The sequence below is a fragment of the Streptomyces sp. NPDC001492 genome, assembly GCF_053597275.1.
Window position 1 is genome coordinate 1 of the sequence record NZ_JBSFHW010000059.1, and the last position, 22,428, is coordinate 22,428.

Genomic DNA, 22,428 nt, shown 5'->3' on the forward strand with positions numbered 1-22,428 from the left:
GAACAATTCTTGAGAAAACCCCCGCACCATTCGGTGCGGGGGTTTTCTGCGTTTCAAGGCTTTTAGGCTCCGGGCCCTTCAAAGAGGGCCCTCCCCTTACAAACGTCCCGCCGCCTTCAGGGCCAGATATGCATCGGCCAGTGCCGGCGCCAGTTCTTCCGGGGTCTCGTCGACGACTGTGACTCCGTGACGGCGGAGCTGCTCCGCGGTGCGGTGGCGTTCACTTTGGGCTTGGGCAGCGGCTGCAGCTTCGTAGACGGACTCGGTGCTTCCACGGGCGTTCGCCATGCGCGCGATGTATGGATCCGCCACTGATGCCATCAGAATGGTGTGGCGCTGGGTGAGTTGGGCGAGCACGGGGAGCAGACCTTCCTCCACGGGGGCCGCGTCGAGGCTTGTGAGTAGCACGATGAGTGAGCGGCGGGGGGCCGTGCGGAGTGCGGTCGCTGTGAGGCCTCGGGCATCCAGTTCGACCAGTTCCGGTTCGATGGTGGCCATTGCGTTCACCAGGGACGGGAGGACGTCGCGTGCTGTGCGGCCCTGGACGAGGGCGCGTACCCGACGGTCGTAGGCGAGCAGGTCCACCCGGTCGCCGGCGCGTGAAGCGAGAGCTGCCAGGAGCAGGGCCGCGTCCATGGAGGCGTCGAGGCGTGGGGCGTCCCCCACGCGGCCGGCTGAGGTGCGGCCGGTGTCCAGGACGATCAGGATGTGGCGGTCGCGTTCGGGGCGCCACGTGCGCACGGCGACGGCGGACTGGCGGGCCGTCGCTCGCCAGTCGATGGAGCGGGTGTCGTCCCCTGGGACGTACTCGCGCAGGCTGTCGAATTCTGTCCCTTCGCCGCGGGTGAGCACGCTGGTGCGGCCGTCGAGTTCGCGGAGACGGGCGAGTTTCGAGGGCAGGTGCTTGCGGCTGGTGAAGGGGGGCAGAACGCGTACTGTCCAGGGAACCTGGTGGCTGCCTTGGCGTGAGAACAGACCGAGGGGGCCGTAGGAGCGGATCGTCACGCGGTCTGCTTGACGGTCGCCGCGGCGGCTGGGGCGCAGACGGGTGGTGGTCCGGCGGCGTTCGCCCGCAGGCACGGTCAGGCGGTGGCGTGAGGCCGCGATTTCCGTGCCGGGCTGCCAGCTGCTGGGGGGCCAGGCGTCACGCAGGCGGGCGCGGAGGAGACGGCGCGACGGGTTGGTGACGGTGAGGGTCACGTCGGCGGTCTCGCCCAGCCGGACGGATGTGTCGCCGGAGCGGGTCAGGCCGAGGCGCCGTACCGGGGCCGCGAGGGCGAAGTCGCAGGCGCAGGCCAAAGCCAGGGGGCCGTTCACCGCGAGGATGCCCGTCCAGCTGGGGTCCCAGATACCCATGGGGAGGGAGCCGAGTGCCGCGAGGAGCGCGGCGCGTCCGGTGAGTGGCATCAGCGGGGAACGGGGACGTGGGTGAGGATTGCGTTGATGACGGAATCCGCTGTGACGCCTTCCATCTCGGCCTCGGGGCGGAGTTGCACGCGGTGTCGGAGAGTGGGGAGAGCCAAGGCCTTGACGTCGTCGGGGATGACGTAGTCACGGCCCGTGAGCCATGCCCATGCGCGCGAGGTGGCAAGGAGGGCCGTGGCGCCGCGTGGGGAGACGCCCAGGGTGAGGGAGGGCGACTCGCGGGTGGCCCGGCAGATGTCCACCACGTAGGCCGTGATTTCCGGGGAGATCGCCGTCTTGGCGACCGCGGCACGGGCGGCCTCCAGGTCGGCCCCGCCGGCCACGGGGCGTACGCCGGCGGCACGCAGGTCGCGCGGGTTGAAGCCTTCGGCGTGTCGGGTGAGGACGTCGATCTCGTCCTGGCGGGAGGGGAGAGGGACCGTCAGTTTGAGGAGAAAACGGTCCAGTTGGGCTTCGGGGAGGGGGTATGTGCCCTCGTACTCGACCGGGTTCTGGGTTGCGGCAACAAGAAACGGGTCGGGGAGCGGGCGCGGGGTGCCGTCGACCGTGACCTGGCGTTCCTCCATGGCTTCCAGGAGGGACGACTGGGTCTTCGGGGGCGTGCGGTTGATCTCGTCCGCCAGGAGGAGGTTGGTGAAGACCGGACCGGGCTGGAACGAGAACTCGGCGGTGCGAGTGTCGTAGACCAGGGAGCCCGTGACGTCGCTCGGCATGAGGTCGGGGGTGAACTGCACGCGTTTGGTGTCGAGTTCGAGGGCGGAGGCGAGGGCGCGTACGAGCAACGTTTTGGCGACCCCGGGGACTCCTTCCAGTAGGACATGTCCGCGGCAGAGGAGGGCGACGACGAGGCCGGTCACGGCAGGGTCCTGGCCGACCACGGCTTTGGCGATCTCGGCGCGCAGGGCTTCCAGGGAGGCTCGGGCTTTGCCCGGGTCCCCGGTCTGCCCGGCGTTGTCAGTGGTCGGGTCCATCATGGACGGCGTACCTCTCTTTCGAGGGCGTCGAGTTGGTCGGCGAGGGCGATGAGAGCCGTGTCGTCGGCGGGTGGCGGGCCGAAGAGGAGGGAGTTCAGAGTCTGTCCGTCGCCGTGGAGGTGGGCGGACAGGGCGGGGAGCAGGGCCTCGGGCGCGTGCGCCTGGGCGACGGGGACGCCTACGAGGGGGGCGAGGCGGGTGCGGGTGGTGGAGCGTAGAGCGGCGGCCGCGCGGTCGCGGGCGTTCGCCTTGCGGTAGAGACGGGCGCGGCCTTCCACGGTTTCGGAGGCACGGATCGCCACGGGGAGTTTTTCGGGCACGAGGGGGCCCAGTCGGCGCGCCCGCCAGAAGGCGGCGAGGGCTGCCGCGAAGAAGAGTTGCAGTGTGCCCCAGCGCCAGCCGGAGGGGAGCAGGTCGAAGAAGCCTTTTTCGTCGCCGGTGTCGGTGGAGGAGTTGTCGGAAAGCGAGGGGAGGTACCAGACCAGATGGGGGCGGGAGCCGAGGAGCTGGAGGGCGAGCGAGGCGTTGCCCTCCTTGTCGAGGCGGTCGTTGAAGAGGATGTCGGGCGCGCCGAGGACGACGGTGTCGCCGTCTCCGGAGGTCTCCGGAATGCGCAGGAGGGTGGCCAGCCGCTCGCTGCGGTAGCACTCGTCGGCGCCGAGGCGTGTCGTCGTGTAGCGGATGCCGCCCGTCTCTGCGGTGCCCGCGCGGCGGGCGGCGGGCAGTTGGCAGTCGGGGGCGAGGGCCGAGTCGAAGCTGGTGGCGGGGTCCGCGGTGACGCCGGGGGCGAGCTTCTCGACGGACGAGCTGCCTGGGGCGACGAGGACGGTCCGGCCACCGGAGTGCGCGATCGCGGAGTGCAGCCTGGTCTGTTGACGGGGCGTCAACAGGTCGGGGAGGGTCACCAGGAGAGTTGTGTCCGGGGCGGCTGCTGCGCGGGCTCCGTCCAGAGTGGTGACCACGCGTGTGGACACACCGCGGTCCGCGAGGAGTTCGGCCACGGCCCGGCTGCCGTGGGAGTCGACGGAGCGTGGGTCGAGTTCGCCGTGCCGCGTGTCGGAGCGGATCACGGCGATCACGACGGCCGCCGCCAGGAGGAGCACTACAGCGAGTGCAATGCCGCGTGCGCGGGTCCACACCTGCCGTGCGGTGGGCGAGGCCGAGGTGGAGGGGAGCATGACCTCGGTCGTCATCCGGCGGCTCCCTGGCGGGCGTTGTGGGCAGTGCTGGGGCTGCTGCTCGCGAGTTGGGGCTTGGTGCGTTCGAGGTCGCGGTCGAGTTCGGCCATGCGGTGGTACGACTGCTCACTCGCCCTTCGGCCGCCGTATGTCACATCATCGAAGTCCCGGGCAGCGGCGTGCAGCCGGTCCCGGTGGTCGGGCAGTACGCGGCCCGCTTCTGCGGCTGCCTCGTCCGCGGTGCGGCCGGGGCGGATGTCGAGCAGCGCGCGTTCCTCGAGGGAGCGGACGATGGCGCGCATGCGTTCCTGGACGGCTTGGTTCCAGTGGCCCTGGGCGGCGTGCGCCTCGGCGGCCGCGCGGTGTTCGGCGGCGCTGCGGGGGCGATCGTCGAACAGGGTGGCGGACGAGGCGGGTTCACGCCGTGGTGTGCCCAGCCGCCACCACAGCGCGCCCAGCAGTGCGAGGACGGCCATGATGACGACGACCAGGCCGAGTGTGCCTCCGGGGGTCGCGGCCGCCGCCGAGCCGAACAGCTTGTCGACCCAGTCCCAGAAGGCGTTGAGGGCGCGCTGGAACAGGCTGGGGTCGTTCTCGTGGTACATGCGCTTCGACAGCTCTCGACGGGCTGCCTCACGTGCGGGGTCCCGAGGGATCGTCACGGGTGGCTCGTTGCCGGAGTGCGCCAGCGACAGGACGGATGTGTTGCCGGCGCGCAGCAGCGTCCGCATGGCCGACTCTGCGGCGCGCGGCAGGGCCGTTGGCACCGCTGTGAGACCTCCCCCCGTGATGCTCACCGCATCAGCCTCCCGAGCCTGTGTCGGTGCCGTAGCCCTGGACACCGGCAGCGCGTCCCAATTCGAGATCCAGGGCTTCGCGGCGGATGCGCTGGTCGATGTAAAGGAGCACGGTGACACCGGCGTTGATCGGGAAGGTGATCATGGAGCCGATCACCGAGCCGATCCCACTGATGATGAGGAAGGTCCAGCCGAGGTTGTTGCCCTCACCGTTGAGGAAGCCGACGACGCCCTCGCCGCCGAGCGCTGCGGCGAGGAAGGTGAAGGGGACGACGACGATCGCCGAGATGATGTTCGCGATGATTCCGGCGAGCAACTGGATGCCGAGGACACGCCACCAGGAGCCTCGGACCAGCTTCGCGGATCGGCTCATCGACTTCACGACGCCCTGCTTCTCCAGCATCAGTGCGGGCGACGCCAGGGAGAAGCGGATCATCAGCCACAGGGCGACGACGCCGGCGGCGAGGCCGCCCAGGACGGCGAGTGCGACACCCCCGTCGGTGTTCCCGAAGACCGCCACGAGGATGCCGGGCAGCGCGCCCCCGAACACAATGGTGATCGCGATGAGGGGCAGCAGCAGGATCAGGCCGAACAGCTTCACGACCTGAGGGCGGGCGTCGCGCCAGGCCTCGCCCGCGGTCACGGGGCGGCCGAGGACCGCGCGGCTGGTGACGGCGGTGAGCAGGGCGGTCGCCGCGACTGTGGCGATCAGAGTGATCAGGAAGACCGCACCGGAACTGAGCATGACCTCGCCCATGGCGCGGGCCAGTTCGCTCGCGGTGGCGCTCGGCTCGTCGAGGGCCGCGGTGCTGGTGTCGTTGAGCACCAGGCCCTGGAGCAGGATGACGAGGACCTGGGTGACCACCGCGACGGTCAGGGAGATGCCCAATACCGTGCGCCAGTAGGTGCGCATGGTGGAGACGGCGCCGTCGAGGATCTCGCCCACGCCGAGCGGGCGGAGCGGAATGACACCCGGCTTGGCGGCCGGCGGGGGGCCGCCCCAGCCGCCGCCCCATGCGGGGTACCCGGGAGTGCCGTGGGCCTGGAAGCCGCCGGGACCGTGGGCTCCTGGGCCGGGGGGAGGCTGGGTGCCCCAGCCCGGGCTGGGCGGTGGGGGCGGCGGAGCAGGTCGGTCGGAGCCGGCGGGCGCGGACCACTGGCCGGGTGGCGGCTGCTGCTTGGACCACTGCGGGCCGGGGCCCTGCGGGTCAGGCGTGCCCTGCGGGTCGGAACGGGGCTGGTCCGCGGGCTCCGCGGGGCCGGGGCGGTCGGTGGGCCCGGCAGGGCCGGACGCGCCGGGCTCCTGCCCGTCGGACGGGGCAGATCCGGGCGAGGCCCAGCCCGGAGTGTCTTTCATCGTCGCTCCTTCACGGTGCCCGTCCGCGGTCGCGGCGGCAGGTTGGCAGCCATCGTGCCATGGGGTGGTCGCCGGGGTACCGGCCGCGGTATGGGCTGCACACCTTCAATTGTCCGCCGGATAAGGGGCAGACTGACCGCATGGCTGATCAGTACGTGCAATCCGGCGAAGACAGCAGTCCGACCGAGATACCGGCGATCCGCTGGGAGGAGCCACCAGAAGGGCCCGTACTGGTACTTCTCGACCAGACGAGGCTGCCGGCAGAGGAGGTCGAGCGGGTTTGCACGGACGCGCCCGCGCTGGTGGAGGCGATCCGTTCGCTGGCTGTGCGCGGGGCGCCGCTGCTCGGCATCGCGGGAGCGTACGGTGTCGCGCTCGCCGCCGCGCGCGGCTTCGACGTGGACGAGGCCGCAACCGCGCTGGCGGGTGCCCGGCCCACTGCGGTGAACCTCGTTGTCGGTGTGCGCAGGGCCCAGACCGCCTACCGGGCCGAGTTCGCCAGGAGCGGCGACGCCGGGCAGGCTGCTGCGGCGGCGCTCGCCGCGGCCCGTCGGCTGCACAAGGAGGACGCCGAGGCCAGTGCCCGTATGGCCGAGTGTGGGCTGGCACTTCTGGACGAGCTGTTGCCCGGTGGCGGGCACCGGATCCTCACCCACTGCAACACCGGGGCGCTGGTGTCGGGCGGGGAGGGGACCGCGTTCGCGGTGGCGCTCGCGGCGCATCGCGCGGGGAAGTTGCGGCGGCTGTGGGTGGACGAGACGCGTCCGTTGCTGCAGGGCGCTCGACTGACCGCTTATGAGGCGGCTCGCAGTGGCATGGCGTACACCTTGCTCACGGACAACGCGGCGGGCTCGCTCTTCGCGGCGGGCGAGGTGGACGCGGTGCTGATCGGGGCGGACCGCATTGCGGCCGACGGTTCCGTGGCGAACAAGGTCGGAAGTTACCCGCTCGCGGTGCTCGCGCGGTACCACCATGTGCCGTTCATCGTGGTGGCACCGGTGACGACGCTGGATCCGGACACCCCCGACGGGGCCTCCATCGAGGTCGAGCAGCGGCCCGGCCATGAGGTGACCGAGATCACCGCACCCCAGGTGCCGGTGGCAGGAGCGGAAGCAGGAGGCGGAGTTCCGGTGGCGCCGCTGGGGACCCAGGCGTACAACCCGGCGTTCGATGTGACGCCGCCGGAGTTGGTGACTGCGATCGTCACAGAAGAGGGTGCCGTCTCACCCGTGACGGCTGAGGCCCTTGCGGAGCTGCGTGCCAGGTCGCGCGAGGTGACGATCAGCTGAGGGTGAGCTCGGCTCGCGGGCGAGGTCTGCCGGGTAGCGGTCCGGGGCCGGCAACGTGCGCTCCTCGACCGTCCGCCAGTGAGTGGGATCGGGGCGGGCAGGCCACGTCCGTCGTGGCATCGCTGCACTCTGGCCAAGGACTGCTGGACCGACCGTATGGTCAGCCTCCGCCTACCCTGGGTAGCTGACATCAGTGTCTGAGATCGACGTCGCGGGACAGGGGCAGACAGTGACGGCCGGATACGACTATCGTCACGGGCCAGTGACGCTGCTCACCTGCACCTTCGCCACCGTTATGAGAATGGGATGATGTCGTTTATGAAGGGACGAGTCCTTGTCGTCGACGACGACACGGCACTGGCCGAGATGCTCGGCATCGTGCTGCGTGGTGAAGGTTTTGAGCCGTCTTTCGTAGCCGACGGCGACAAGGCGCTGGCCGCATTCCGGGAGAGCAAACCCGACCTGGTGCTGCTCGACCTGATGTTGCCCGGGCGGGACGGTATCGAGGTGTGCCGCCTGATCAGGGCTGAGTCGGGCGTGCCGATCGTGATGCTCACAGCCAAGAGCGACACCGTCGATGTGGTGGTCGGGCTGGAATCGGGTGCCGACGACTACATCGTGAAGCCGTTCAAGCCGAAGGAGCTGGTCGCCCGGATCCGGGCGCGGCTGCGGAGGTCGGAGGAGCCGGCACCGGAGCAGCTGGCCATAGGTGACCTCGTCATCGATGTGGCCGGTCACTCCGTGAAGCGCGAGGGGCAGTCGATCGCGTTGACGCCGCTGGAGTTCGATCTGCTGGTGGCGCTGGCGCGGAAGCCGTGGCAGGTGTTCACGCGCGAGGTGCTGCTCGAGCAGGTGTGGGGATACCGGCACGCTGCGGACACCCGGCTTGTGAATGTTCACGTGCAGCGGCTGCGCTCCAAGGTCGAGAAGGACCCGGAGCGGCCGGAGATCGTGGTGACCGTCAGGGGCGTCGGTTACAAGGCAGGGCCCAGCTGACATGTCCGGTGACAGTGCCGCTTCGGCGCCGGGGCCGGACAGGGTCGGCGCGGGGCGGCCTGTCGGCCGGAGGACGACAGGATCGCGCTGGGGCCGGCTGCTGGAGGGCGGGCTGCTGCAGGGCGGCGTCCAGGGCAGCCCGGTGCTCCGCTTGTTCATGCGCTGGGTCCGTCGGCCGTTGCTGCCCGTCATGCGGCTGTGGCGGCGCAACATCCAGCTCAAGGTCGTCGTCACCACGCTGCTGATGTCCTTGGGCGTGGTGCTGCTGCTGGGATTCGTCGTCATCGGCCAGGTGCGCAACGGGCTGCTGGATGCCAAGGTGAAGGCCTCGCAGAGTCAGGCCACCGGCGGGTTCGCCGTGGCCAAGCAGAAGGCCGACGAGGCGGCGACCGGGACCAGCGACGACGGTACGGCGGCGGACGCACGGCAGTCGCAGAACCTCACCTCGTGGATGAGCGACCTCGTGGAGTCCCTGTCCAGCGGTGGCCAGGGCGCCTTCGACGTGGTGACGCTGCCCGGGGGCGTCGACAACAGTGGCGGCGGTCGCGGACCGCGGGCATCCGGGTACGTCGATCCGACGGCCAGCGTGCCCGAGGACCTGCGCGCGCGGATCAACGACGACACGACGGCCGCCCAGAGCTACACCCGCATCCAGTACAGCAACAACAAGGAATCACAGCCGGCACTCGTCATCGGCAAACAGGTCAACGATCCCAACGGCGAGCCGTACCAGCTCTACTACCTCTTCCCGCTCACCCAGGAGGAGAAGTCACTGAGCCTGGTCAAGGGCACGCTGGCAACCGCGGGGCTCTTCGTCGTCGTACTGCTCGGGGCCATCGCCTGGCTGGTGGTACGGCAGGTCGTCACGCCTGTGCGGATGGCGGCGGGGATCGCCGAGCGGCTGTCCGCCGGGCGGCTGCAGGAACGTATGAAGGTCACCGGCGAGGACGACATCGCCCGCCTCGGTGAGGCCTTCAACAAGATGGCGCAGAACCTTCAGCTGAAGATCCAGCAGCTGGAGGACCTCTCGCGGATGCAGCGGCGGTTCGTGTCGGACGTGTCGCACGAGCTGCGGACACCGCTGACGACCGTGCGGATGGCGGCGGACGTCATCCATGAGGCGCGGGAGGACTTCGATCCGGTGACCGCGCGGTCGGCGGAGCTGCTGGCCGACCAGCTGGACCGGTTCGAGTCGCTGCTCGCGGACCTGCTGGAGATCAGCCGGTTCGACGCGGGGGCGGCGGCGCTGGAGGCGGAGCCGATAGACCTCAGGGAGGTCGTACGGCGCGTCGTCAGCGGGGCCGAGCCGCTCGCCGAGCGCAAGGGCACCCACATACGGGTTCTCGGCGACCAGCAGCCCGTCGTCGCCGAGGCGGACGCGCGGCGCGTGGAGCGGGTGCTGCGCAACCTCGTCGTCAATGCCGTGGAGCACGGAGAGGGCAAGGACGTCCTCGTCAAGCTGGCCGCGGCCGGTGGGGCGGTCGCCGTCGCGGTGCGCGACTACGGCGTCGGACTCAAGCCCGGTGAGGCCACGCGCGTGTTCAGCCGCTTCTGGCGGGCCGACCCGGCACGCGCGCGTACGACCGGTGGTACGGGCCTGGGGCTGTCCATCGCCCTGGAGGACGCGCGGCTGCACGGCGGCTGGCTGCAGGCCTGGGGGGAGCCCGGCGGCGGCTCGCAGTTCCGGCTGACGCTGCCGCGGACCGCGGACGAGCCGCTGCGGGGCTCGCCGATACCCCTGGAGCCCAAGGACTCGCGGCGCAACCGGGGACTCAACGAGGCGGGGCTGCCGCGCGGCGACAAATCCGCCACCGTGCCCGCGCAGCCGGTCGCGGACCAGATACCGCACATGGCCCCCAGAGGGGGCGGAGCGGCCCCCACAGCCGACCCGACGGCACTGCCCGGGAACGGCGCGCGTGTGGTGCCCCGTCCGGCTTCCGGGACCAGACGACGCAACGAGACGCCCGGCGAGGACGGAGCCGAGACCTCGAGCCGCCCTGACACCGGGCCGGAGGACTCGAAGAAGCAAGGGGAGGCATTTCGTGGCCGCTGACCGCTTGGGGGGCGCCGGACGCAGACCGATGCGCGCGGCGGCGTACGCAGCCTGTGGCGCCGTACTGCTGGCGGGATGCGCCTCGATGCCCGACAGCGGAGACCTGCGCGGTGTGGACTCCACGCCGCGACAGGACACCCAGGTGCGGGTCTTCGCCATGCCGCCTCAGGAAGACGCCCAGCCCTCGGACATCGTCTCCGGTTTCCTCGAAGCGCTGACCAGCGACGATCCGAACTATTCGACGGCGCGGCAGTACCTGACCAAGAGGGCGTCTCAGGGCTGGAAACCAGGGCTGTCCAGCACGGTCCTCGCCAACGGGCCCGGCATCGCTCCCAGCCGCCTGGGAGGCCGGGAGGGCGACGACCTTTCGTTCACGCTGACCGGTACCAGGGTCGCGAAAGTGGACGAGCAGCAGGCGTACTCGCCCGACAACGGGCCCTACGACGCGCCGGTGCATCTCACGCGCGACAAGAAGACCAAGCAGTGGCGCATCGACATCCTGCCGCAGGGCGTCGTCATGGGTAAGTCGGACTTCCAGCGCAACTACATGTCCGTCAACAAGTACTACTTCGCCTCCAACGCCGCGGCCGGGACAACGGCGCCGCCGGCGGCCGTCGCCGATCCCGTGTACGTCCGTCGGCGCGTGGACCCCATGACACAGATGGTCCGCTCGCTGCTCAACGGGCCCACGAACTGGCTCGATCACGTGGTGCGGACCAGCTTCCCGACGGGTACGGCGTTGAAGGACAGCGTCACCACGCTGACGCCCGACGACCAGAACAAGCTGACCGTGGAGCTGAACGAGAAGGCCCGCCGGGTCGGTCACGGCCAGTGCAACGAGATGGCCGCCCAGCTCCTGTTCACTTTGCAGAACCTCACCCCCGCGGTGGACCAGGTCGAGCTGCAATCCGGCAATGCGCGGCTGTGCTCGCTTCGCGAGGCCGACGCCGCCACCGCGCGCGGCACGATGCAGCAGCCCGGTTACCTGTACTTCATCGACAGCAAGAACCGGCTCGTACGGATGGGGAGCGGCAACAACAGCAGCTCCAGGGCCGAACCGGTGGCCGGGGCGCTCGGCGAGGGTGCGAAGCAGCTGCGCTCGGTCGCCGTGTCGCACGACGAGAACAAGGCGGCCGCCGTCTCCGGCGACGACAAGGAGCTGTACGTCGCGTCGCTGGTGTCCGGCGACTCACTCGGGACCCCCCTACTGACCAGCCACGCCAAGTCCGAAAAGGACCGGCTGACGGCGCCCAGCTGGGATGTCCACGGCGATCTCTGGGTGGCCGACCGCGACCCCGGCAACCCCCGGCTGCTGTTGCTGGAACAGGGCAGGGGCGAACCGCTCGCGGTGAAGGTCCCGGAGCTGGACGGCCGTATCAAGGACGTCCGGGTGGCCGCCGACGGGGTGCGCATCGCGCTCGTGGTGGCGAAAGGCAAGAAGAAGTCCCTGTTCATCGGGCGGATCGAGCGGCGGCAGGAAGCCGCGGAGGACCGGCCCACCGTCTCGGTGCTCGGACTGCACTCCGCAACACCGGAGTTGGAGGACGTCACAGCCATGTCGTGGGCCGGGGACAGCCGGCTCGTGGTGGTCGGGCGTGAACAGGGCGGACTGCAGACCATGCGGTACGCGCAGGTCGACGGGTCCACGCCCGAGGGACCGGCACCCGCGGCCCTGTCCGGGATCAAGGAGATCACCGCGGCCGAGTCCGACCGGCTGCCGTTGGTGGCGGACTCGGAGGACGGGATCGTACGACTGCCGTCCGGCGGGCAGTGGCAGAAGGTCACGGACGGGGTGGCGCCGGTCTATCCGGGGTGACGCCGTCTCGCGGGGGAGCGGTGAGGTTGGCCGGGGCAGGGTGTTTCCGGCCGGAGTGAGGGGGCGATGTGCACCCCGGGCGACTTGTCCACAGGGAGTTATCCACAGGGCTGGCCGGGGGGCTCGGGGGTTGGCAGAGTGGTGGGCATGCGGGGGTGGTGGCAGGACCTCACCGACCTGGTGCTGCCGGCCGAGTGCGGAGGCTGCGGGAGGCCTCGCACGGTGCTCTGCCCGGAGTGCCGTGCCGTCCTGAGCGGGACCGCACCGAGCCGGGTGCGACCGGTGCCGGAGCCGCCCGGGCTGCCCGTGGTGCACGCGGCCGCCCGGTACACCGACGAGGTGCGAGCCACGCTGCTGGCCCACAAGGAACGGGGCGCGCTGGCCCTCGCGGCACCGCTCGGCACGGCACTGGCAGGGGCCGTGCGGACGGGGCTCAGGGAAGCGGCCGGCCCTGTCGCTGCGGCCGGCGGAGTGCCCGTACTGCTCGTTCCTGTTCCGTCCTCGCGTGCGGCGGTACGGGCGCGGGGCCACGACCCGGCACGACGGATCGCGCTCGCGGCGGCGGGCGAGCTGCGGCGGACCGGGACCGTGGCCCGAGTCCTCGCCGTGCTGCGGCAGCGACGCGCCGTGGCCGACCAGTCGGGACTCAACTCCCGGCAGCGGATGGACAATCTCGCGGGCGCCCTGGCGGTGGCTCCCGGGGGTGACCGGCTGCTTCGCGGCGGTTCGGTCGTGCTTGTCGACGACCTGATGACCACCGGTGCGTCCCTGGCCGAAGCGGCGCGCGCCGTGCGGGCGGCGGTCGAGCCGGAAGGGAGGGCGGGCGCGCACGGAGGGAGAGAACAAGAGGCGGCTGCGCAAGGGCAGTTCTCGGGGCTGGTTTCGTACGACGAAGCAACTTCGGCCGTGTACACGGCAGCTGCTCGGGAAGGCACAGGAGAACGGATCGTCGGCTCGGCGGACGCGGGGCCCGCTGGTATGCACTCAGTGCCAGGAATGGCGGGTGCGGGCGGCGCAGATGAGGTGATCTGCGCAGCTGTGGTCGCGGCGCCCCCAGATTCTTTCGAAACAAACCGGAACTGACTGCCAACTTGCATCGTTGCAGGTAATGAGAGGGTCAATTCACCTGAACGGAGGTACGCCGCGGTAGAGGGTGACGACATCCGTCCAGGCGAGATATGTTCGGTTGTGAGAGAAAGGCGCAGGCCATCGCTCTCGTACCCGAATGCCGTGCTGCGGGTTTTTCACAATCACCCGTCGCGGTGGAGTGGAGATCTCGTCTGCGGGGGAGGAGGTGGAAGTCACCGAGTCCGTAGGTTCCGGAGCTCGCCGGAACCTGGTGCAAAAGGGAGATGCTCCGCCAGTGGAGCGGAGTGATCCGGGAACGGAGTTCTGCGTGGACATCGTCGTCAAGGGCCGCAAGACCGAGGTGCCCGAGCGGTTCCGCAAGCACGTGGCCGAGAAGCTGAAGCTGGAGAAGATCCAGAAGCTCGACGGCAAGGTGATCAGCCTCGACGTCGAGGTGTCCAAGGAGCCCAACCCCCGACAGGCCGACCGTTGTGACCGAGTGGAGATCACGCTCCGCTCCCGCGGTCCGGTGATCCGGGCGGAGGCGGCGGCCAGCGACCCGTACGCGGCGCTGGACCTGGCGGCGGAGAAGCTGGATGCCCGGCTGCGCAAGCAGCACGACAAGCGGTTCTCCCGCCGTGGCGCGCGCAGGATCTCGGCCGCCGAGGTCCCCGACCACGTCCCGGGCGCGGCGACGCTCAACGGGAACGGCCACCCCGTCCACAAGGAAGACCAGGACGGAGTGCCCACCAAGAAGATCGGCTCACTGGAGGTCAAGGGCGAAGGCCCCCTCATCGTCCGCGAGAAGACCCATGTGGCCTCCCCGATGACCCTCGACCAGGCCCTCTACGAGATGGAACTGGTCGGACACGACTTCTACCTGTTCGTCGACTCCGAGACGAAGGAACCCAGTGTCGTCTACCGGCGGCACGCCTACGACTACGGCGTCATCCACCTCAGCACCGACCCGATGGTTGCCCAGGCGCAGTCTCCCGCGCCCGGCGGCACCCTGGGCGGCTGACCCGCGCGGCTGACGGCTGAGCCGGTGCCCCTGGAGCGCCTGTGCGCCCCCAGGGGCATCAGTGTGCGACCCCTTCACGAACCGCTCTGACACCGCGTTGTCGCCCGGGCATGGAATCATGGCGGCAAGGGCCCAACCGGTGGGCCGCTGCCTTGGGTTGGCGATGGCACAGCACCACAGGCCACACAGCCTTCAGGGGGAGGAACGATGGCGGACAGCTTCGGACCGATGCATGAGGAGGATGCCGACGGCGGCGTCGTCGGCATGGGCCCGGACGCGGGCTCTCCACGCAAGGAGCCGATCAGAGTCCTTGTCGTGGACGACCACGCCCTCTTCCGCCGGGGCCTGGAGATCGTGCTCGCGGCCGAGGAGGACATCCAGGTCGTCGGGGAGGCCGGGGACGGCGCGGAGGCCGTCGACAAGGCGGCCGACCTGCTGCCGGACATCGTCCTGATGGATGTACGGATGCCGAAGCGGGGCGGGATCGAGGCCTGCACCTCCATCAAGGAGGTCGCCCCCAGCGCCAAGATCATCATGCTGACGATCAGTGACGAGGAAGCCGACCTCTACGACGCGATCAAGGCGGGCGCGACCGGTTATCTCCTCAAGGAGATCTCCACGGACGAGGTAGCCACCGCCATTCGCGCCGTGGCCGACGGGCAGTCCCAGATCAGCCCGTCCATGGCGTCGAAGCTGCTCACCGAGTTCAAGTCGATGATCCAGCGGACCGACGAGCGCCGGCTGGTGCCCGCGCCGCGGCTGACCGACCGCGAGCTGGAGGTCCTCAAGCTGGTCGCCACCGGGATGAACAACCGGGACATCGCCAAGGAGCTGTTCATCTCCGAGAACACCGTGAAGAACCACGTCCGCAACATCCTGGAGAAGCTGCAGCTGCACTCCAGGATGGAAGCGGTGGTGTACGCGATGCGGGAGAAGATCCTCGAGATCCGCTGAAGGGCCGGTGGCCCCGGTCAGCGCATGGCCGCGACGAGCGCCCGGGTCACCTCCTTGGTGAGCGGCTCGTGCAGCTCCGGGGCGTCCACGCGCTCCACTCGTACGCTGGTGCAGTTCACCCAGCTCGCCGCCTCGACCAGCGCCTCCGCCACGGCCGGGACCACCTTGGGGCCGTCCAGGGTGACCTGCCTGGCGACCAGTGTGGCGCCGTCACGGGCCGGGTCCACCCGGCCGACCAGGCGGCCGCCGGCGAGGACCGGCATCGCGAAGTAGCCGTACACCCGCTTCGGCTTCGGGACGTAGGCCTCCAGGCGGTGGGTGAAGCCGAAGATTCGCTCGGTGCGCGCCCTCTCCCAGATCAGGGAGTCGAAGGGGGACAGCAGCGTGGTGCGGTGGCGGCCGCGCGGCGGGGCGTCCAGAGCCGCCGGGTCGGCCCAGGCCGGTTTGGACCAGCCCTCGACCGTGACCGGGACCAGGCCCGAGTCGGCGATCACCGCGTCGACCTGCTCGCCCTTGAGACGGTGGTAGTCGGCGATGTCCGCGCGCGTGCCCACGCCCAGGGACTGGCCGGCCAGGCGGACCAGACGGCGCAGGCACTCCGTGTCATCCAGCTCGTCGTGCAGCAGTGCGTCCGGGATCGCGCGCTCGGCGAGGTCGTACACCCGCTTCCAGCCGCGGCGCTCCACGCACACCACCTCCCCGTACATCAGCGCACGCTCGACGGCGACCTTGGCGCCGGACCAGTCCCACCACTCACTGGTGCGCTTCGCACCGCCCAACTCCGTCGCCGTGAGGGGGCCTTCGGCGCGGAGCTGCTTGATGACCTGGTCGTAGGTGCCGTCGGGGAGGTCGTGGTTCCAGTGCGGGCGGCTTCGGTAGGCGCGGCGGCGGAAGGCGAAGTGGGGCCACTCCTCGACGGGGAGGATGCAGGCGGCGTGCGACCAGTACTCGAAGGCGTGCGGGGCGGCGGACGGCGCCTTCCAGTACGCCTCCTCCACCTTGGCGCGGCCCACCGCGCCGAGGCGGGCGTACGCGATGAGCTCATGGGAGCGCGCCAGCACCGAGATCGTGTCCAGCTGGACCGCGCCGAGATGGCGCAGGACACCGCGGACTCCGGCTCTGCGGTCGGGTGTGCCGAGAAGGCCCTGGGCGCGCAGGGCGATGCGACGGGCTTCGTCTGCCGAGAGTTCGGCGGCGGGGCGCGGGGTCGTCATGGTCCGCACGATAGGAGGAGGCACTGACAATAGGGGGTGACCTGCGAATTCATCAGTGGACGCCCGGGGTTGAGGCGGGTGCCGGGAGATACGGCGCCGTCGACGCCAGCCCCAGGTCCGAGGGCAGCAGGGCACCGACCCACGAGTCCCGGCGCACGCCCCGGTGGATGATCGCGGAGCGCAGGACGCCCTCGATGACGAAGCCGGCGCGCTCCGCCACCGCACGGGAGGCGTCGTTGCCGACTTCCGCGCGCCATTCCAGGCGGTCGACCGACAACTGGGTGAAGGCCCAGCGGGAGACCTCGACGACGGCCTCGGTGACATAGCCGTTGCCACGGTGTTCCTTCGTGCCCCAGAAGCCGACCTCGGCCATGCTCAGGGAATGCATGGTGAGGCTGAGCATGCCCACGAGTTCCTCCCCCTCGGGGAGGAACAGAGCGAAGGTGAGTATGGAACCGTTGGCCCACCCCTTGGGGGCGAGTTCCTCGGTGAATGTCCGCGCGTGCTCGGCGAGGTAGGGCGAGGGAATCGTTGTCCAGCGCTGGATGTCGGGATCCTGGGCCGCGGCGTACACCACGTCGGTGTCCTGGGGGCCGACCGTCCGCAGGAGCAGCCGGGAGGTCGTGAGCGTGACGGGTTCCATCGGCTGATTCTCCTCGGAGGCCCGACACGGGCGCCATCCTTTTGCCGTGCGTGAGCGCGTGATCACAATTCGCGCAATTCGTGGGCGTGATGCGGCACCATCCGCAGGGCCCGTCCGTTGTCCCTTTGAAGAAGATTTGAAGCGGTGCGCCAAGCCTTCGGCGGTCGTCGTACCGGCAGGCCTCCCGGCTTGGCGGGGTCCTCGCATACGATGGCCGTTGCTCAGCAAGTCAAATGGAAACCGACCGTCCCAGGCCCGACCGGCAAGGAGACCAACCCCCGTGTCCGTCCTCTCGAAGATCATGCGTGCAGGCGAAGGCAAAATCCTGCGCAAGCTGCACCGCATCGCGGACCAGGTCAACTCCATCGAAGAGGATTTCGTCGACCTCTCCGACGCCGAGCTGCGGGCCCTCACCGATGAGTACAAGCAGCGGTACGCCGACGGCGAGAGTCTGGACGACCTGCTCCCCGAGGCATTCGCCACCGTGCGCGAGGCCGCCAAGCGCGTCCTCGGGCAGCGTCACTACGACGTGCAGATGATGGGTGGCGCGGCGCTCCACCTCGGCTATGTCGCCGAGATGAAGACCGGTGAGGGCAAGACCCTGGTAGGCACGCTGCCGGCGTATCTGAACGCCCTGTCAGGGGACGGCGTTCACCTGATCACGGTCAACGACTACCTGGCCGAGCGCGACTCCGAAATGATGGGCCGCGTCCACAAGTTCCTGGGCCTGAGCGTCGGCTGCATCCTCGCCAACATGACGCCGGCCGAGCGCCGCCAGCAGTACGAGTGCGACATCACCTACGGCACGAACAACGAGTTCGGCTTCGACTACCTGCGCGACAACATGGCGTGGTCGAAGGACGAACTGGTGCAGCGCGGCCACAACTTCGCCATCGTCGACGAGGTCGACTCCATCCTCGTGGACGAGGCCCGTACGCCGCTGATCATCTCCGGCCCGGCCGACCAGGCCACGAAGTGGTACGGCGACTTCGCCAAGCTGGTCACCCGGCTGAAGAAGGGCGAGGCGGGCAACCCGCTCAAGGGCGTCGAGGAGACCGGCGACTACGACGTCGACGAGAAGAAGCGCACGGTCGCCATCCACGAGTCCGGCGTCAGCAAGGTCGAGGACTGGCTGGGCATCGACAACCTCTACGAGTCGGTGAACACCCCGCTGGTGGGCTACCTGAACAACGCCATCAAGGCCAAGGAGCTCTTCAAGAAGGACAAGGACTACGTCGTCATCGACGGCGAGGTCATGATCGTCGACGAGCACACCGGCCGTATCCTCGCCGGCCGCCGCTACAACGAGGGCATGCACCAGGCGATCGAGGCGAAGGAAGGGGTGGACATCAAGGACGAGAACCAGACGCTCGCCACGATCACCCTGCAGAACTTCTTCCGCCTCTACAAGAAGCTCTCCGGCATGACCGGTACGGCGATGACCGAGGCGGCCGAGTTCCACCAGATCTACAAGCTCGGCGTCGTCCCGATCCCGACCAACAAGCCGATGATCCGCAAGGACCAGTCGGACCTGATCTACCGCACCGAGGTCGCCAAGTTCGAGGCGGTCGTCGACGACATCGCCGAGAAGCACGAGAAGGGCCAGCCGATCCTCGTCGGTACGACGTCGGTCGAGAAGTCCGAATACCTCTCGCAGCAGCTCTCCAAGCGCGGCATCCAGCACGAAGTGCTGAACGCGAAGCAGCACGACCGTGAGGCGACGATCGTCGCCCAGGCCGGCCGCAAGGGCGCCGTGACCGTCGCCACCAACATGGCCGGCCGTGGTACGGACATCAAGCTCGGCGGCAACCCCGACGACCTCGCCGAGGCGGAGCTGCGTCAGCGCGGCCTCGACCCCGAGGAGCACATCGAGGAGTGGGCGCACTACCTGCCCGAGGCCCTGGAGCGTGCCGAGAAGGCCGTGAAGGCGGAGTTCGAAGAGGTCAAGGAGCTCGGCGGGCTCTACGTCCTGGGCACCGAGCGGCACGAGTCGCGGCGTATCGACAACCAGCTGCGCGGTCGTTCCGGCCGTCAGGGCGACCCGGGTGAGTCCCGCTTCTACCTCTCGCTCGGCGACGACCTGATGAGGCTCTTCAAGGCGCAGATGGTCGAGCGCGTGATGTCGATGGCGAACGTCCCGGACGACGTACCCATCGAGAACAAGATGGTCACGCGCGCGATCGCATCCGCGCAGTCGCAGGTCGAGCAGCAGAACTTCGAGACCCGTAAGAACGTCCTGAAGTACGACGAGGTCCTCAACCGCCAGCGCGAGGTCATCTACGGTGAGCGCCGCCGTGTCCTGGAGGGCGAGGATCTGCAGGAGCAGATCGGCCACTTCATGGACGACACGATCGACGCGTACATCGCGGCGGAGACCGCTGAGGGCTTCGCGGAGGACTGGGACCTCGACCGCCTGTGGGGCGCCTTCAGGCAGCTCTACCCGGTGAAGGTGACCGTGGAGGAGCTGGAGGAGGCGGCCGGTGACCGGGCCGGTCTGACCGCCGAGTGGATCTCCGAGTCCATCAAGGAGGACATCCACGAGCAGTACGCGGCACGCGAGGCGCAGCTCGGCTCCGAGATCATGCGTGAGCTGGAGCGCCGGGTCGTGCTGTCGGTCCTGGACCGCAAGTGGCGCGAGCACCTCTACGAGATGGACTACCTCCAGGAGGGCATCGGCCTGCGCGCGATGGCGCAGAAGGACCCGCTGGTCGAGTACCAGCGCGAGGGCTTCGACATGTTCACCGCCATGATGGAGGGCATCAAGGAGGAGTCCGTCGGCTACCTGTTCAACCTGGAGGTCCAGGTCGAGCAGCAGGTCGAGGAGGTCCCGGTCGAGGACGCCGCGCCGGTCGACATGGAGAAGCAGGACGTGGTGCCGGCGCAGGCGGGCAGCCGTCCGGAGATCCGCGCCAAGGGGCTGGACGCTCCGCAGCGCCGGAACCTGCACTTCTCCGCGCCGACCGTGGACGGCGAGGGCGGCACCATCGAGGGCGACTTCGTCGGTGACGAGGAGCCGGTGCGCTCGGAGGCCGACGGTCTCACGCGCGCGGAGCGGCGCAAGCAGTCCCGGAGCGGGCGCCGCCGCAAGAAGTGAGCAGCGCGCCGTAGCGGCTTGAAGGGCCGGGTCACCTCGGGGTGGCCCGGCCCTTCGGCGTACGGCGGTGCGGCCCGCAGGACGGGCTGGGCCCGCGGCCGCTCCGGTCGTCTAGTCCTCGCCGGTGGGGCGCGGCGGGCGGGGGCCGCCGAGCTCCACCGCCGTGCAGCGCCAGCGCAGGTCCCGGCCCCGTTCCAGGCGGAAGGCCATGGCCCGCAGCTGGTCGCCGGCGCCGATGCGGGCGAAGGCCTCGACGGCACCGGGACGGGCTTCGTAGTAGCCGATGTCGCGGACGACGGGGCGTGCGCCGCGGGTGCGCAGGGGGCCGCGCTCGGCGAGCCAGGCCAGTTCGTCGTAGGCCCGGCCCGCGGTGTGCCGCAGCATCGAGTGGACGGGGCGCTGACCGCTCAGCACGGCGAGGAGGAGGTCGGCGAAGACGTCGGTGGGGCGGGGCCGGGGGAGCGGTCGGGAGTGGCCGGTGGGGCAGGGCGCCGCGGCGGCGGTACGCGCGCCCGGAGCCGCCGTGGCGGTCGCGGTGCCCTTGGGCGGGGCTGCCAGGCCGGGCGGGCGCCCCGGCCCGTTGAGGGCCTCGGCCGTGCTCCCGGCAGGAATGGCGGAGGCCGTCGGCGGCCGGTTGTCGGCGGGCCGTGCGCTCGGGGAGCGGCCTTCGGTCCGGGAGCCCGATGGGCGGCCGCCGCCCGGGGCGGTGCGGGTCTGGGTGCCGCCCGGAGTGCGGGGCGGGGCGCCGCCGGGGCGGCGGGAGTCGCGGCGGCCGGGCGGGCGGGTGCCTCCCTGGTGCTGTGCCCTGGTCATGATCTTGTGCATAGGTGTCCCCGTTCAGCGAGACGGATTGATACCCGTCGGTAACTTGGCGTTGGGGATCTTGTACGGGGCCAGGGGCGGCGGCAGCAAGGAAGCGGGGAGCCGTGCCGGGGTGGTCGGAATCTTCACCTATCAGGGTGAAGCGGGGGGCCCGGAACCCGGTGATCACAGGGGTGCGCCGGGTGAATTCCGAAGCCTGAAGTGGACGCATCCGGGCATCGGGACAGGGACTCGAAAGGGGACTCCCGCACGTATCCTGAAAGCCCTTCAGCAGGCGCGTGAGCGCGCCCAGCCACCGACCATGAAAGCGGCCAGCCATGCGCGTCTACGTCCCCCTGACCCTCTCCGGTCTCGCCGAGGCGTACAAGACGGGAGAGCTGGGGGCGGGGCCGCTCGTGGCATACGCCGTCACGCCCGCCCTGCGCGAGTGGTACCTCTCCGACGACATCGAGGAACTGGAGTACGCCGCCCTCAACCGCGCCGCGCTGGCCTCGCTTCGGTTGCTGGCCGCGGACCCCGGGGCGGCACGGCGCCGGGTCGTGGTCGCCGTCGACGTGCCCGACGGCGTCGCGTCCGCCGACCCCGACCGGGGCCTCGACCCGGCCGCCCTCGGCGAGGTACGGGTGACCGGGACCGTGGCGCTGGCGAAGGTTGCCGCCGTTCACGTCGACCTCGACGACGCGGAGGGGGACGTGGCCGCCGCGGCCGCGGCGCTCGAAGCGGCGGACCGTGGGGACGACGACGCGCAGTTCGTGGTGGACGGCGCCGAGGACCACGAACTGCTGTGGTACGCGACGCAGGAGATCCCCGACCTGGTCGGGTTCGCGGACTGAGCCGTCCGGCGTCCGAGTCCGGATGCGTCTCCTCCCGCCGTGCCTGCGCTCACCGGCGTCGGCTCAGTGGCCGTCCGACCTGCTGCGCTCTTGATTGTCAGTGGCGGCGGGTACGTTTTTGACATGGGGAAGCAGACAGGGGCGCACATTGTCTGGGACTGGAACGGGACGCTGTTCCACGACAATGACGCGATCATCGGGGCGACGAACGCGGCGTTCGCCGAGCTCGGCCTCGAGCCGATCACGATGGAGCAGTACCGGGCGCTGTACTGCGTACCGGTGCCGAAGTTCTACGAGCGGCTCATGGGCCGGCTGCCGACGGACGCCGAATGGGCGGTCATGGACGAGACCTTCCACCGGTACTACGCCGAGCACCGGATCGGCTGCGGGCTGACCGAGGGGGCGACGGAGCTGCTCGCCGGGTGGCGGTCGGCGGGACGGAGCCAGTCGATCCTGAGCATGTACACGCACGACGAACTCGTCCCGTTGGTGCGGGGGTTCGGCATTGAGGCGCACTTCATACGTGTCGATGGGCGGACGGGGCCCTCGGGGGGCAGCAAGACGGAGCACATGGTGCGGCACCTCGCCTCACTGGTCGGTGTGGATCCGGCTCGTACGGTGGTGATCGGGGATGCCGCCGATGATGCGGTGGCCGCGCGGCATGTGGGGGCGCGGGCGGTGCTGTACACCGGGGGGTCGCACGGGCGGGCCAGTCTTGAGGTGGTGGGGGTGCCGGTGGTGGACACGCTCAGGGACGCTGTCGCTGAGGCGGAGCGGTTGGCTGCGTAGGGGGGCGGGGCTGGGGTGCGGCGCCCGGCATCGGGGCTGGGGTGGGGGTGGGTTCGCTCGCCCGCGCTTGCGGGGTGCCGCCTGCGCCCACCCGTGCCGCCCCAG

The 22,428-nt window shown here is 70.1% G+C and carries 18 protein-coding genes; 10 read left to right on the plus strand and 8 right to left on the minus strand.

The genetic code is table 11. The features are described from left to right. Positions 1-96: 96 nt before the first annotated feature. The 5 genes from ACWC1K_RS44275 to ACWC1K_RS44295 form a co-directional block, all read right to left on the minus strand. Entirely contained in the window at positions 97-1,407 is a 1,311-nt protein-coding gene (locus ACWC1K_RS44275; protein WP_450839187.1) for a DUF58 domain-containing protein, read from the minus strand. Continuing rightward, on the minus strand, positions 1,407-2,396 hold the full coding sequence (locus ACWC1K_RS44280) for an AAA family ATPase (RefSeq protein ID WP_450839188.1): 990 nt from the start codon (positions 2,394-2,396) through the stop codon (positions 1,407-1,409). The genes ACWC1K_RS44275 and ACWC1K_RS44280 overlap by 1 nt, the downstream gene beginning before the upstream one ends. Continuing rightward, positions 2,396-3,592: a DUF4350 domain-containing protein gene (locus ACWC1K_RS44285; protein ID WP_450839189.1), complete on the minus strand. Its 1,197-nt coding sequence runs from the start codon at positions 3,590-3,592 to the stop codon at positions 2,396-2,398. The genes ACWC1K_RS44280 and ACWC1K_RS44285 overlap by 1 nt, the downstream gene beginning before the upstream one ends. Beyond that, positions 3,589-4,308, minus strand: a complete 720-nt coding sequence (locus ACWC1K_RS44290; protein ID WP_450839236.1) for a DUF4129 domain-containing protein — start codon at positions 4,306-4,308, stop codon at positions 3,589-3,591. The genes ACWC1K_RS44285 and ACWC1K_RS44290 overlap by 4 nt, the downstream gene beginning before the upstream one ends. Before the next feature lie 70 nt (positions 4,309-4,378). Continuing rightward, on the minus strand, positions 4,379-5,731 hold the full coding sequence (locus ACWC1K_RS44295) for a glycerophosphoryl diester phosphodiesterase membrane domain-containing protein (RefSeq protein ID WP_450839190.1): 1,353 nt from the start codon (positions 5,729-5,731) through the stop codon (positions 4,379-4,381). 140 nt (positions 5,732-5,871) lie between these two features. Between ACWC1K_RS44295 and mtnA the strand changes: the two genes are divergently transcribed. The 7 genes from mtnA to ACWC1K_RS44330 all read left to right on the plus strand — a co-directional run bounded on the left by mtnA (position 5,872) and on the right by ACWC1K_RS44330 (position 14,928). Further along, on the plus strand, positions 5,872-7,020 hold the full coding sequence (mtnA, locus tag ACWC1K_RS44300; RefSeq protein ID WP_450839192.1) for an S-methyl-5-thioribose-1-phosphate isomerase: 1,149 nt from the start codon (positions 5,872-5,874) through the stop codon (positions 7,018-7,020). A 306-nt stretch (positions 7,021-7,326) separates the two neighbouring features. Then, a complete protein-coding gene (mtrA, locus tag ACWC1K_RS44305; RefSeq protein WP_016438163.1) occupies positions 7,327-8,016 on the plus strand; it encodes a two-component system response regulator MtrA in 690 nt (229 codons plus the stop codon). A 1-nt stretch (position 8,017) separates the two neighbouring features. Further along, a complete protein-coding gene (gene mtrB / locus ACWC1K_RS44310; protein WP_450839193.1) occupies positions 8,018-10,069 on the plus strand; it encodes an MtrAB system histidine kinase MtrB in 2,052 nt (683 codons plus the stop codon). Beyond that, positions 10,059-11,885, plus strand: a complete 1,827-nt coding sequence (locus ACWC1K_RS44315; protein ID WP_450839195.1) for an LpqB family beta-propeller domain-containing protein — start codon at positions 10,059-10,061, stop codon at positions 11,883-11,885. Before mtrB ends, ACWC1K_RS44315 begins: the two co-directional genes overlap by 11 nt. A 147-nt stretch (positions 11,886-12,032) precedes the next feature. Further along, a complete protein-coding gene (locus ACWC1K_RS44320) occupies positions 12,033-12,968 on the plus strand; it encodes a ComF family protein (RefSeq protein ID WP_450839196.1) in 936 nt (311 codons plus the stop codon). 313 nt (positions 12,969-13,281) lie between these two features. Continuing rightward, positions 13,282-13,974: a ribosome hibernation-promoting factor, HPF/YfiA family gene (hpf, locus tag ACWC1K_RS44325; protein ID WP_450839198.1), complete on the plus strand. Its 693-nt coding sequence runs from the start codon at positions 13,282-13,284 to the stop codon at positions 13,972-13,974. 207 nt (positions 13,975-14,181) lie between these two features. After that, positions 14,182-14,928: a response regulator transcription factor gene (locus tag ACWC1K_RS44330; protein ID WP_351476258.1), complete on the plus strand. Its 747-nt coding sequence runs from the start codon at positions 14,182-14,184 to the stop codon at positions 14,926-14,928. Positions 14,929-14,945: 17 nt separating this feature from the next. Here ACWC1K_RS44330 and ACWC1K_RS44335 read toward each other — a convergent pair whose 3' ends face one another. Next, positions 14,946-16,142 (minus strand): winged helix-turn-helix domain-containing protein, encoded by a 1,197-nt coding sequence (locus tag ACWC1K_RS44335; RefSeq protein ID WP_450839199.1) that lies wholly within the window; start codon positions 16,140-16,142, stop codon positions 14,946-14,948. Positions 16,143-16,194: 52 nt separating this feature from the next. Further along, a complete protein-coding gene (locus tag ACWC1K_RS44340) occupies positions 16,195-16,785 on the minus strand; it encodes a GNAT family N-acetyltransferase (protein ID WP_450839201.1) in 591 nt (196 codons plus the stop codon). A 280-nt stretch (positions 16,786-17,065) separates the two neighbouring features. Between ACWC1K_RS44340 and secA the strand changes: the two genes are divergently transcribed. Further along, complete coding sequence (gene secA / locus ACWC1K_RS44345) at positions 17,066-19,879, plus strand: preprotein translocase subunit SecA (protein ID WP_450839202.1); 2,814 nt, start codon at positions 17,066-17,068, stop codon at positions 19,877-19,879. A gap of 111 nt (positions 19,880-19,990) precedes the next feature. Here secA and ACWC1K_RS44350 read toward each other — a convergent pair whose 3' ends face one another. Then, positions 19,991-20,704, minus strand: a complete 714-nt coding sequence (locus ACWC1K_RS44350; RefSeq protein ID WP_450839203.1) for an Rv3235 family protein — start codon at positions 20,702-20,704, stop codon at positions 19,991-19,993. A 314-nt stretch (positions 20,705-21,018) separates the two neighbouring features. On the opposite strand from ACWC1K_RS44350, the gene ACWC1K_RS44355 reads away from it, so the two are divergent. Together ACWC1K_RS44355 and ACWC1K_RS44360 are read left to right on the plus strand one after the other, a co-directional pair. Further along, positions 21,019-21,534 carry a DUF6912 family protein gene (locus tag ACWC1K_RS44355; protein ID WP_450839205.1) on the plus strand — a complete coding sequence of 172 codons (516 nt, stop codon included), beginning with the start codon at positions 21,019-21,021 and terminating at the stop codon, positions 21,532-21,534. 123 nt (positions 21,535-21,657) lie between these two features. After that, a complete protein-coding gene (locus ACWC1K_RS44360; RefSeq protein ID WP_450839206.1) occupies positions 21,658-22,323 on the plus strand; it encodes an HAD family hydrolase in 666 nt (221 codons plus the stop codon). Positions 22,324-22,428 lie beyond the last annotated feature (105 nt).

Bases quoted from the DNA above. Each gene is read 5' to 3' on its own strand.
- ACWC1K_RS44275 (WP_450839187.1), bottom strand. From the start codon at position 1,407: ATGCCACTCACCGGACGCGCCGCGCTCCTCGCGGCACTCGGCTCCCTC.
- ACWC1K_RS44280 (WP_450839188.1), bottom strand. From the start codon at position 2,396: ATGGACCCGACCACTGACAACGCCGGGCAGACCGGGGACCCGGGCAAA.
- ACWC1K_RS44285 (WP_450839189.1), bottom strand. From the start codon at position 3,592: ATGACGACCGAGGTCATGCTCCCCTCCACCTCGGCCTCGCCCACCGCA.
- ACWC1K_RS44290 (WP_450839236.1), bottom strand. From the start codon at position 4,308: ATGCGGACGCTGCTGCGCGCCGGCAACACATCCGTCCTGTCGCTGGCG.
- ACWC1K_RS44295 (WP_450839190.1), bottom strand. From the start codon at position 5,731: ATGAAAGACACTCCGGGCTGGGCCTCGCCCGGATCTGCCCCGTCCGAC.
- mtnA (WP_450839192.1), top strand. From the start codon at position 5,872: ATGGCTGATCAGTACGTGCAATCCGGCGAAGACAGCAGTCCGACCGAG.
- mtrA (WP_016438163.1), top strand. From the start codon at position 7,327: ATGATGTCGTTTATGAAGGGACGAGTCCTTGTCGTCGACGACGACACG.
- mtrB (WP_450839193.1), top strand. From the start codon at position 8,018: ATGTCCGGTGACAGTGCCGCTTCGGCGCCGGGGCCGGACAGGGTCGGC.
- ACWC1K_RS44320 (WP_450839196.1), top strand. From the start codon at position 12,033: ATGCGGGGGTGGTGGCAGGACCTCACCGACCTGGTGCTGCCGGCCGAG.
- ACWC1K_RS44330 (WP_351476258.1), top strand. From the start codon at position 14,182: ATGGCGGACAGCTTCGGACCGATGCATGAGGAGGATGCCGACGGCGGC.
- ACWC1K_RS44335 (WP_450839199.1), bottom strand. From the start codon at position 16,142: ATGACGACCCCGCGCCCCGCCGCCGAACTCTCGGCAGACGAAGCCCGT.
- ACWC1K_RS44340 (WP_450839201.1), bottom strand. From the start codon at position 16,785: ATGGAACCCGTCACGCTCACGACCTCCCGGCTGCTCCTGCGGACGGTC.
- ACWC1K_RS44350 (WP_450839203.1), bottom strand. From the start codon at position 20,704: ATGCACAAGATCATGACCAGGGCACAGCACCAGGGAGGCACCCGCCCG.
- ACWC1K_RS44355 (WP_450839205.1), top strand. From the start codon at position 21,019: ATGCGCGTCTACGTCCCCCTGACCCTCTCCGGTCTCGCCGAGGCGTAC.
- ACWC1K_RS44360 (WP_450839206.1), top strand. From the start codon at position 21,658: ATGGGGAAGCAGACAGGGGCGCACATTGTCTGGGACTGGAACGGGACG.